The following is a 9,859-nucleotide window of genomic DNA, read 5'->3' as shown; positions in this document are numbered from 1 at the left end:
GGTCTCCTCGGGGCGGCGCTCGGTTCGCGGGTGCGGGGGCCTGGGCGGTGGCGGAGCGGGCTGGTGCGTCATGGGTACCACAGGTGACGGGTCGTCAGGTCGGCGCGGTCGGATTATCGCGGCGCGCGCGATGCCGGTTCGCGGTTCCCTAGCGTACAAATGTTCGGGCGCGTAGTCTTCCGGTTCATGGTGACGATCTTCGAGGATTTCCTGGCGGCCGCCGACGCGGCGGTGGAGTTGATCGGTGCGCGGGCGGTGGCGGAGCGCTGGGGCGAGCCGAGTGCGTTGGCCGGTTTCACGATCGGGGGTCTGGCGGCCCACCTGGGCTGGCAGGTGCAGAGCGGCCGTCTGGCGTTGGCCGCGCCGCGTCCGGAGCCGGGTGCGGTGGTGACGCCGCTGCTGGAGCACTACGCGCGGGCCGCGTGGGTGGGTGCGGGGCTGGACGCGCCGGTGAATCTCGGGATCCGGGACGCGGGTGAGGAGCGGGCGAAGGCGGGGGCCGGGGAGCAGGCGCGGCTGACGGCGCTGGCGCGCGAGGAAGCGGCGAAGCTGCTGGCGTCGGGCGAGGTGGAGCCGGAGACGGTGATCGCGATGCCGTGGGTGGAGGGTCGGGCGATGACCGCCGCCGATGTGCTCACCACGCGGCTGATGGAGCTGCTGGTGCACGGGGACGACCTCGCGGTGAGCCTGGGCGTGGCGACGCCGGAGTATGCGGAGTCCGCGTACGCGACGGTGAACGACCTGCTGCTGCGGGTCTCGGCGCGGCGGCACGGTTCGCTCGCGGTCCTGCGGACGCTCTCGCGGGCCGAGCGGGCGCCGGAGACGATCGCCGCGTTCTGACAAACGCGGCGTCGGGGGGCGCGCGCGGCATATTCGCTTGTGGGCGGCCGGGATCCGATCTAGGATCCCGGCCGTGCGTTGATCTGGTCTCTCCTTGGTTCGCACCGCCGCCGCGCCGTCCGCGCGCCCGCGGCCGTGCGCTGTGACGTCGCGTCATCGAAGCGGCGTCGCGTCATCAAACTTCCGCGTGTCGAAGTGGAGAGATCCCGCATGTCCGCATCCCCCTCCGTACCCCTGTCCCTGTCCCTGCCCGCATCCCGTCTGGCCGCGCTGCTCGCCGAGCACTGGTCGCTGCCCGGCGCCGAGATCACGCCGCTGGCCGGCGGTCTCAACTCCCACGTGTGGGCGGTGACGTCCGGCGAGCGCCGATACGTCGCCAAGGCTGTCGCCGCGTCAGCCGGCGAGGAGTTCACCCAGGGCCTGGAGGCGGCCGCCCGGGTCGAGGCGGCAGGCCTTGCCGCCGGGGCGCCGCTGCCGGCTGCGGACGGGTCGGTCACGGCCGCGTCCGACGGGCACGTGCTCGCGCTGCTCCGCCACGTCCCGGGGGAACCGGTGCACGGGCGCGGTGAGGCGGACCTGCGGCGCATCGGGGACACCCTCGCGCTTGCGCACCTGGCGCTCGGCACCGCCACGCCGCGCGCCGAGCTGGTCCCGGCGATCGATCAGGGCCCGCATCTGGGGGTGCGTGCGTGGGTGCGCCCGGCGCTCGCCCGGGTGCGGGAGTGCGCGGCCGGCCTGGACGCGGCGGCGCTGACGTGGGGTGGCCTGCACGGGGATCCGGCGCCTGACGCGTTCTTGCTGGACGGCGCGTCCGGGGAGTGCGGCGTGATCGACTGGGGTGCGTACCTGGTCGGGCCGCGCGTGTACGACCTGGCGTCGGCGGTGATGTACGCGGGCGGGATCGGTCGGGCCGATGCGCTGGTGGCCGGGTATCTCGAGCGTGGCGCGGTGGGCGCGGGCGAGGCGGAGCGGGCGCTGGAGGTGCTGCTGCGGTGGCGGTGGGCGGTTCAGGCCACGTACTTCGCGTGGCGGATCTCGGTGAACGAGCTGACCGGGTTCCCGGACGCGTCGCACAACGAGCGCGGTCTGACGGCGGCGAAGCTGAGGCTGGCGCCGCCTGAGATCCGCGCGTACCGGGCGTCGGACGAGCAGTCGTGGCTGCGCTGCCGGCTGAACGCGTTCTTCGACACCTGCTACTACGACGACGTGTGGACCAGCAAGGAGCCGCAGGAGGCCGACTGCGTGGTCGAGCTCGTCGCCGTGGACGAGGGCAACGTCGTCGTGGGGATTCTCGACGTGGCGGTGCGCGGGGAGCTCGCGACGATCGAGTGCGTGTGCGTGCTGCCGGACTATCGGGGCGCGGGCCTGGCGACCCGGCTGCTGCGCGAAGCGTGCACGCGCCTGGCCGGAAGCGGCGCGCAGGTGCTGGACGCGTGGACGCGTGAGGACGAGGCCGCGATCGGCTGGTACACCCGCATCGGGTTCACTGAGGACTTCACATACCTGCACGTGTACTCGGGCTACGACGGCGGGGTGCGGATGACGGGGGAGCGCCCGCCCTACCGTCCGATGGCGGTCTTCGCCCACGCGGCGCGCGAGCACGAGAAGCAGGCCCGCGCCGAGTACGAGAAGGTCTACGTGTGCCGGCGGATGACGCAGCCGCTCCCCGTCGCCCGCTTCGCCGAACTCGCCGAGTCCGAGTGCGCAGAGTCCAGGTGCGCAGAGTCCGGGTTCGCCGTGTCCGAGTGCGCCGGGCAGGACGCGCCTTAGGACCGCGTCTCGCGTTCGAGCATCGTGCGCACGCGGGCTGACTCGGTCTCGGACAGGTTCGGGTCCTGCAGCTTCACGCGCAGCGCGGGGGCCAGGCCCGGGGACGGGTCGGTGTGGGCGGCACGGCGCAGGGCCCAGGTGTAGAGGTCGCACACCAGGCGCTGCGGCCAGCCGGGCAGATCCACCGTGGTGAGCGTGACGAGGGTCTTGGCGAGGTCGAGCGCGGCGGGACCGGAGGCGGCGTTGGTCCAGTCGATCACGACCGGGCCGTCGGCCGTGATGATCACGTTGCCCGGGTGCAGGTCCAGGTGCAGCACACTGCCGAACGGGCCCGCGGGCTCCTGGGCCTGAGCCTGGGCCGAGCCCGCCCCCGGGCTCGAATCTGACCCCGCGTCGGATTCGAGCCCGGATTCGGACCCAGCCCGGAGCTCCGGTCCCGGTTCCGGTCCCGATTCCGCCTGCGCGGGCTGTTCCGCCGGGGGCAGCCAGTCCGGCGCCGGTATCGCGGCGAGTGCGTCGTGCAGCCCGGCCAGGATGCGGGCGTTGGCGCGCAGGGTCCAGGGGCGGCGGAAGAGGTTCTCGAGCAGCGTCGGGCCGTCCAGGCGCTGCATCACCATGCTGTCGTCGTCGACGTGGTGCACCCGCGGTACCGGGTAGCCGTATTCGGCCACGTACGCCATGATCTTCGCTTCGTCGCGGGTGCGCGAGTGCTCGGGGTTGCGTACGCGCCGCAGCACGGTGGCGTCGTCGAGGGCGTAGACGTCGGCGTCGCGGCCGCTGGCGAGCAGGACGAGTTCGGACGTGGTGTCAGACATGCTCGCCGCCCTCGTGCTCGTCGGCGTCGGCGTCCGCGGTCGGGCGTTTGCGGGCCTCGATCAGGAACCGGGTCGTGGTGGCCTGGAACGGGCCCTCGGCCTCGATCTGTTCGTGCAGGTCGCGCAGCCGGTCGCGGTACTGCGCGACGGTGAACCCGGGCACCATCCAGATGACCTTGCGCAGGAAGTAGACGACCGCGCCGATGTCGCGGAACTCGGTGTGCAGCTGCTCGAGCCGCAGGTCGATGACCTCGAGCCCGGCCGCCTCGGCTGCGGTGCGGGCGTCTTCGGGGTCGCGCCAGCGGGAGGCGTCGGGCTGCGGGCCGAGGAAGTACTCGATGATCTCGATGACGCTGGCGGGCCCGACCTGCTGGGAGAAGTACAGTCCGCCGGGTTCGAGCACCCGCGCGATCTCGGGCCAGTCGTTGGCGACCGGGTGGCGGGTGGTGACGAGGTCGAAGGCGCCGTCGGCGAACGGCAGCGGCCCGTCCTGTTCGACCGCGACCACCACGACGCCGCGCGGGCGCAGCCGGCGGGTGGCGCGCACCAGGTTCGGCGGCCACGACTCGGTCGCGGCCATCACCGGCGGCAGCCGTTCGGCGCCGTCGAGCACCTCCCCGCCGCCGGTGTCGAGGTCGAGCCCGGCACGGGCGCGGGCGAGGCGGGCGGCCATCTGCCGCTGGTAGCCCCAGGACGGGCGCTGCTCGCTCGCGCGCCCGTCGAGCCAGGAGAAGTCCCAGCCGTCCACGGACACGGCGTCGGCCTCGGCCACCAACTCGTCGAAGGTTCGGGATCGTGCGTTCACGGACGGCCATCCTGCCGCACCGCCCGCTCCCGTGCCACCGAGTATCAGCTCTGAGACCCGGCGCCGCGACGGTTCTACGGGTGGTCCGTGGGTTCGCCCACAGGCTCCAGGCGATCACCGACGAGCTCGAACACCTCTACGCCGTGGTCGCCCCTACCCCGTGGTCGCCTCCGGCGGCGAGCAGGAGCCAGCCGCCGAAGCGCACCTGTCGGCCGGTCTGCACGCTGCCAGGACAGCACGAACCCTGCCCCAGAGAGGTCCGCTCAGGAACCCCGGTGTGCTTGCGGAGTGTCGCGCAGCAGCGCCTCGAGCGCTCCGAGCAGGTCCTCTGGCGGCGGCGGGGTCTCGCCCGGGTGACGTTCGGCCAGTGCGCGCCAGCAGCGGCGGCCCTCGGCGAGTGCGGCGCGCAGCGCGGCGGCGATGAGCACTGGGTCGGCCGGGGCGGTGGCGGCGTAGAGCGCGGCGAGGGTCCGGGGGTCGAGTTCGCGTTCTGCGGCGCGCGAGGGGGTGAGCCAGTGCCCGGTCGCGTCCTCGGCGCGGCGTGCGATCCACAGCAGGTGGCGCTGTGCGTGGCCGAGCGCGTCGAGGGCGCGCAGCAGTTCCCCGCGGCGCAGCACGTGCGCGGCCAGGACCAGCCAGTTCGCCCACGGGTCGCAGTACTCGGCGACGAACGCCCCGGGCGGGGGCAGCGGCATGCGTTCGGGCAGGGCGGCGAGCGCGGTCGCCAGGCGGCCGGAGCGGTCGAGCACGATCATGTCCTCGGCCGGCGCGGCCCGTTCCGGCCAGGTGGCGACCTCGTCGTACTGGTCGGTGGTGGCGAAGTGGAACTCGCCGCGTACCAGGGCGTCAAAGAACGCGACGTGCGCGCCGAACTCGTTGCGCAGGACGTAACTCACGGGGTGTCCGAGGGCGGCGATCCAGGCGCGCGGGTCGGTACGGGCGTGGGCGTCGGGGGAGAGGAAGAGCCAGAATTCGACGTCGCTGTGCGCGTCCCCCTCGCCCTTGGCGAACGAGCCGTACATCAGCGCCGCGTCCATCCCGGCGTCGGCGGTGGCGGCCGCGCGGACCGCGGCGATCAGTTCTCGCTGAAGCATCCGCGCAGTCGACCACGCCCGGCCCCGTCCTGTCACCGCGTTAAAACGGCGGCGGCGACGCCACCCACGCGGACATCGACACCGACTCCGGCGCGCACGGCGCGTGCGTGTCAGGGTGGGGTCATGGCCGAACCCGACGCGCACTACACGGACCCGGAGCTTGCCGCGCTCTACGACGAGCTGTGCCGGGGCCGGGAGGACTTCTCCTTCTACCTGCCGATGGTGCTGCGGTGCACGTCGGTGCTGGACGTGGGCTGCGGCACCGGGGAGCTGCTGCGGCTGGCCCGCGCGGCCGGGCATACCGGCCGGCTGGTGGGGCTCGACCCGGGCGCGGGGATGCTGGGTGTGGCGCGGGCGGCGTGCGGGACGGTCGAGTGGGTGGCCGGGACGCTGCCGCAGGCGCTGGGCGCAGCGGGCCTCGGCGTGTTCGACCTGGTCGTGATGACCGGGCACGCCTTCCAGGTCCTGATTGGGGACGAGGAGCTGCACGCGTTCTTCCGCACCGTGCGCACACTGCTCGCCCCGGGCGGCCGGTTCGTGTTCGAGACCCGCAACCCGGCCGCGCGCGCATGGGAGGCGTGGGACGGGGACCGCTCGCTCGCGCACACCCCCGACGGCGCGGCGGTACGGGAGGAGACCAGGCTCGTGGGCGTACGCGGGGAGCTGGTGGAGTTCACCCAGACGTACGCGAGCGAGGCGTGGCCCGCGCCACGCACCAGCCGCAGCGTGCTGCGTTTCCTCGGCCACGACCGGCTCGACGCGTTCCTGGCCGCAGCCGGCCTGAGCGCCGCTCGCCGCCACGGCGACTGGGCCGGGAACGCCTACGATCCGGCCGTCAGCCGCGAGATCATCACCGTCGCGGCGATCGCCCCGGCCCAGCAGCCGACACCCGCCGAGGCGCGTGACTGATAACGTGACCGGCTGGCATTCCCGGGATCCGGGTACTGACAGGCACTGACAGGCACCGACAGGTAAGGCCGAGGGGAAGAAGGTACCGATGTGACCGTGCAGCCGCCGCGTGACGCGGCGACCCGCAAGCAGCACGTCCTGCACCTGCTCGCCACCGAGATGGACGCGTGGGTCGCCACCGCGGACGAGCACGGCGAGGTGTGCCAGATCCCGCTCTCGTTCCTCTGGCACGAACACCGCCTGGTCCTGTCCACCCCCGCCGGCTCCGTCACCGGCCGCAACCTCGCGCGTTCCGGCCGGATCCGGATCGCGCTCGGCGCCACCCGCGACGTCGTGCTGATCGAGGGCGCCGTCGAGACCGTCGCGGCCGCCGACCTGCCCGGCGCGCTCGGCGACGCCTTCGCCGCCCGCCACTCCTGGGACCCGCGCGAGGACGCCGCGGGCAAGGCCGGGGCGTACGCGTTCTACCTCGTCACCCCGCTCACCGTGCAGTCCTGGCGCGAGGCCAACGAGCTCAAGGGCAGGACCCTGATGCGCGACGGCGCCTGGCTCGGGTGAGCCGGGCGCCGTCGGCGTATCGGACGTGCGGGCTGTGCGGGTGGTACGGATGGTGCTGTCGGTGTGTCAGCCGCCGGTGGCGAACTGCACGACCTGCTGGTAGGTCGGGCGGTTCTGCCAGGTGGTCTGCGGGTCGGTGATCCCGCCCAGCGGGTCCTGCACGATCGAGTCGGCGCACCACTGGTCGCCGGCCGAGCAGTACGCGTCGGCCGGGTAGACCGTGGAGGCGGACTCGGCGGCCGCGGCCGAGAGCGAGGAGAGCAGCACCGAGCGGCACGCGCTCAGGCTCCCGCCGCCGCAGTACGCCACCGGCAGCGGATCGGTCACCGACTGCCCGAGCACGGAACGCAGGTCCTTGCTGACGTAGCCCCACCAGCCGAACTGGAACGCCGAGCCCTTGTGCGACTGCGCGGCGTTGTCGGAGGCGACCGCGCCCGCGACCGGGATCTCCTGCCCGCCCGAGGGCGAGTCGTTGGTCTGCATGTCCGCGTCCAGGGCGTCGAACAGGCTGGTGCCCATGCCCGGCTGGAACTCGGCTTCGAGCAGCAGCGGCCACCAGGCGTCGAGCAGTTCGATCGCGGCCGAGTTCTGGAAGCTGCTCGCCCCGGCCGAGGTCGGCAGGATCTGCGAGCCCGCGTTCGCCCACGTGGTCAGCTCCGCGACCAGGGACGCCTGGGTCGTGTCCGTGACCGGCGAGGAGTCGATCACCTGCAGCAGCAGCGGCAGGACCTCCTTGGCGCGCAGGTCGGTGGTGGCGGCGGTCTCCATCACCTTCACGAGCGCGGACTCGGTGAACTTGGAGCCGGTCGCGAGGTAGTTCTCGATCCCGGTGTTGAGCAGGTCCACGCGCTGGACCGGCCCGTAGCTGTAGTTGCCGTCGGCCGCCGAGTAGTCGTTGGCCTGTTTGTTGTTCCAGGACACGTAGTAGTCCTGGTCGGTGGAGTTCGGGTGGCTGGCGGCCGGCAGGTCCTGGGAGGTGCCGGCGGCCGCGTTCCAGCTCGGCCACTCGTCCGCGGCGGTGCCCCACAGCGGCAGGTTCGGGTCGGTGCCCGCGGCGCGTACCGGGTCGAGCCCGGAGTTGAAGTACGCGGTGTGCGCGGAGTTGACGTAGAACCAGTTGAAGTCGAAGTCCACGTTCGAGGCGGCCTGTTCGAACCCTGCCGGGGTCGACATGGTCGAGGGGTCGTTGAACATCATGAACCCGATCGCGGAGTCCGCCTCGTGCATGTACGTCGAGCGTTGCACCGTGTACGCCACGGGTTTACCGCCGATGGTGGCGCGGTCCTCGACCAGCCCGAAGTCCGTGCGGTACATCGAGAGGGTGTAGGACCCGGCCGCGGTCTCGTCCGCGAGCGTCGGGCTCCACGAGTCGCTCGCCGTGATCTGCTGCATCGGCGTGCACACGCCGTTGTCGACGTAGGCGGTGGAGGAGACGGTGGGCGTGGAGCCGTCGGTGTTGCACAGCTGCACGGCGAAGGTGTCCGTCGTGCCCTGCTCCCCGGAGGTCGCCGACCAGGAGTAGGACGGGCCGCGGCCCATCTCCACGTAGAAGTTCAGCCCCGCGAACGACACCCCGCGCGCGGACAGGCCCGGGCCCTGGATCTCCTCGAGCATCAGCAGCTGCGGGGCGAAGTACCCGGTCTGTGGGCCGAACACGGCCACCGGGTGCCCCGAGGCGGTGTCCGCGCCGGAGACGACGAGGGCGTTGGACATCCCCGGGTGCTGCTGGCCGGGCGCGGGCAGGTCCACGCCCTGCAGCGCGCCGTCGTCGAAGATCCCGGCGAGGTCGTCGGCCTTGGAGCGCAGCGAGACCGGGAGCTGCGAGGCGACCGCGGCCAGCTGCTTGGCCGTAGGCTTCACGGTCGGTTTCGCCGCGATCGCCGGCACCGTCGCGGAGGCGGCCGTGGTCTGCGCGGTCGCGGTTTTCGCGGTGGTCTTAGCGGTGGTCTTCGACGTGGTTTTCGCAGTCTGCACCGTCGCGGAGGACACGCCGGTGCCGGTGGCGTTCTGCACGATCGAGACGCTCTGGACGGATCCCGCGTCGGGCATGGCCTGGCCGGTCTCGCCGGTGGCCTCACCGTAGGGGAATGACTGGCCGTCGTGCAGGGTCTCGGTGGCCTCCGGGTCGTTCTGCTCGCGCAGCGCCGACCACACCGCGTCCCCGGCGGTGGTGCCGTACTCCTCCTCGGCGGCCTGCTTCACCAGTGCGGACTGCAGCTGTGCGCCGCCGCCGTTGCCGAACAGCGCGCCGATGACCGCGGCCATCGCGATCAGGTCGGTCTCGGTGAACGGCTGCATCGACTGGGCGGCGAGGTCGTACTCGCCGGGGAAGTCGTCGGCCGCCTTCACCTGCGCGATGTACGCGTTGACGCCGGAGAGGTAGGAGTCGATGTCGGTCTTGACCTGCGCGCCCGCGGTCCCGTCGTTGCCCAGCGCGGTCACCTGTGCCTGCAGGTCGGCCGCGGTGTACGGGGCGCCGCGCCACAGGTTCTGCTCGAGCGCCTGGTTGCCCGCGTCGCCGCCGGCGAACGAGGTCAGCTCGCCGCGCCCGAGGTGGCGCAGCACGTCCATGACCCACAGCCGGTCCTCGGCGCCGGCGTATCCGGCCCCGAACTCGGTCTCGGCCCTGGTCTGCCCGGTGATGTGCGCGATCCCGAGCTTGTCGCGCAGGATCGTCACCCCGGTCTCCGGGGCCTCGGTCCGGGTCACGTTCGCCGCGGGCACCCCGAAGGAGGAGGAGTTGTAGAACTGGGAGAGCTGCGCGTCGGTCAGGCCGGTGGAGGAGGTGACCAGGCTCTGATACTCGGAGAGCTGGTCCTCGCTGTTGGACGGGCGGATACCGAACGCCTTGAACAGCAGGATCTGCGCGAGGGTCTCGGCGCCGTTCTCCCCCGGGGGCAGCACGTCGTAGCAGGACCCTGCGGTGCAGTCGTCGGTCACCGCGGACGCGCTCGCCCGCGCGCCGACGGCCGAGGATCCGGCCGCCGCGGTGCTGGCCACGAGCGCGAGCGCGGCCAGCACGGCCGTGAACACGCGCCGGCGCCGGCGGGTGCCGCGGCGGGCGGGGG

Annotated in this window: 8 protein-coding genes; 4 read left to right on the top strand and 4 right to left on the bottom strand. The window is 72.8% G+C overall.

Annotated elements, in window-relative coordinates; all coding sequences use genetic code 11:
• The first annotated feature begins 186 nt into the window (after positions 1-186).
• Both KDL01_RS34915 and KDL01_RS34910 read left to right on the top strand, forming a co-directional pair.
• Entirely contained in the window at positions 187-840 is a 654-nt protein-coding gene (locus KDL01_RS34915) for a maleylpyruvate isomerase N-terminal domain-containing protein (RefSeq protein ID WP_212532971.1), read from the top strand.
• 210 nt (positions 841-1,050) lie between these two features.
• Complete coding sequence (locus tag KDL01_RS34910) at positions 1,051-2,610, top strand: GNAT family N-acetyltransferase (protein WP_212532970.1); 1,560 nt, start codon at positions 1,051-1,053, stop codon at positions 2,608-2,610.
• On the opposite strand, the gene KDL01_RS34905 is transcribed toward KDL01_RS34910, so the two are convergent.
• The 3 genes from KDL01_RS34905 to KDL01_RS34895 all read right to left on the bottom strand — a co-directional run bounded on the left by KDL01_RS34905 (position 2,607) and on the right by KDL01_RS34895 (position 5,324).
• A complete protein-coding gene (locus tag KDL01_RS34905) occupies positions 2,607-3,425 on the bottom strand; it encodes a phosphotransferase family protein (protein WP_212532969.1) in 819 nt (272 codons plus the stop codon). The genes KDL01_RS34910 and KDL01_RS34905 overlap by 4 nt on opposite strands.
• On the bottom strand, positions 3,418-4,230 hold the full coding sequence (locus KDL01_RS34900) for a methyltransferase domain-containing protein (protein WP_212532968.1): 813 nt from the start codon (positions 4,228-4,230) through the stop codon (positions 3,418-3,420). The genes KDL01_RS34905 and KDL01_RS34900 overlap by 8 nt, the downstream gene beginning before the upstream one ends.
• A gap of 263 nt (positions 4,231-4,493) precedes the next feature.
• Positions 4,494-5,324, bottom strand: coding sequence for a hypothetical protein (locus tag KDL01_RS34895; RefSeq protein ID WP_212532967.1), 831 nt, complete (start codon positions 5,322-5,324; stop codon positions 4,494-4,496).
• 123 nt (positions 5,325-5,447) lie between these two features.
• On the opposite strand from KDL01_RS34895, the gene KDL01_RS34890 reads away from it, so the two are divergent.
• On the top strand, positions 5,448-6,233 hold the full coding sequence (locus KDL01_RS34890; protein WP_212532966.1) for a class I SAM-dependent methyltransferase: 786 nt from the start codon (positions 5,448-5,450) through the stop codon (positions 6,231-6,233).
• Positions 6,234-6,323: 90 nt separating this feature from the next.
• Positions 6,324-6,791, top strand: coding sequence for a pyridoxamine 5'-phosphate oxidase family protein (locus KDL01_RS34885; RefSeq protein ID WP_212532965.1), 468 nt, complete (start codon positions 6,324-6,326; stop codon positions 6,789-6,791).
• Between the two features lie 66 nt (positions 6,792-6,857).
• Here KDL01_RS34885 and KDL01_RS34880 read toward each other — a convergent pair.
• The coding region (locus KDL01_RS34880) for a penicillin acylase family protein (protein ID WP_212532964.1) at positions 6,858-9,859 on the bottom strand (3,002 nt) is incomplete at its 5' end.

The sequence above is a fragment of the Actinospica durhamensis genome (assembly GCF_018139695.1).
Classification (GTDB): Bacteria; Actinomycetota; Actinomycetes; order Streptomycetales; family Catenulisporaceae; genus Actinospica; species Actinospica durhamensis.
This window is presented reverse-complemented; position numbering and strand designations above follow the sequence as displayed.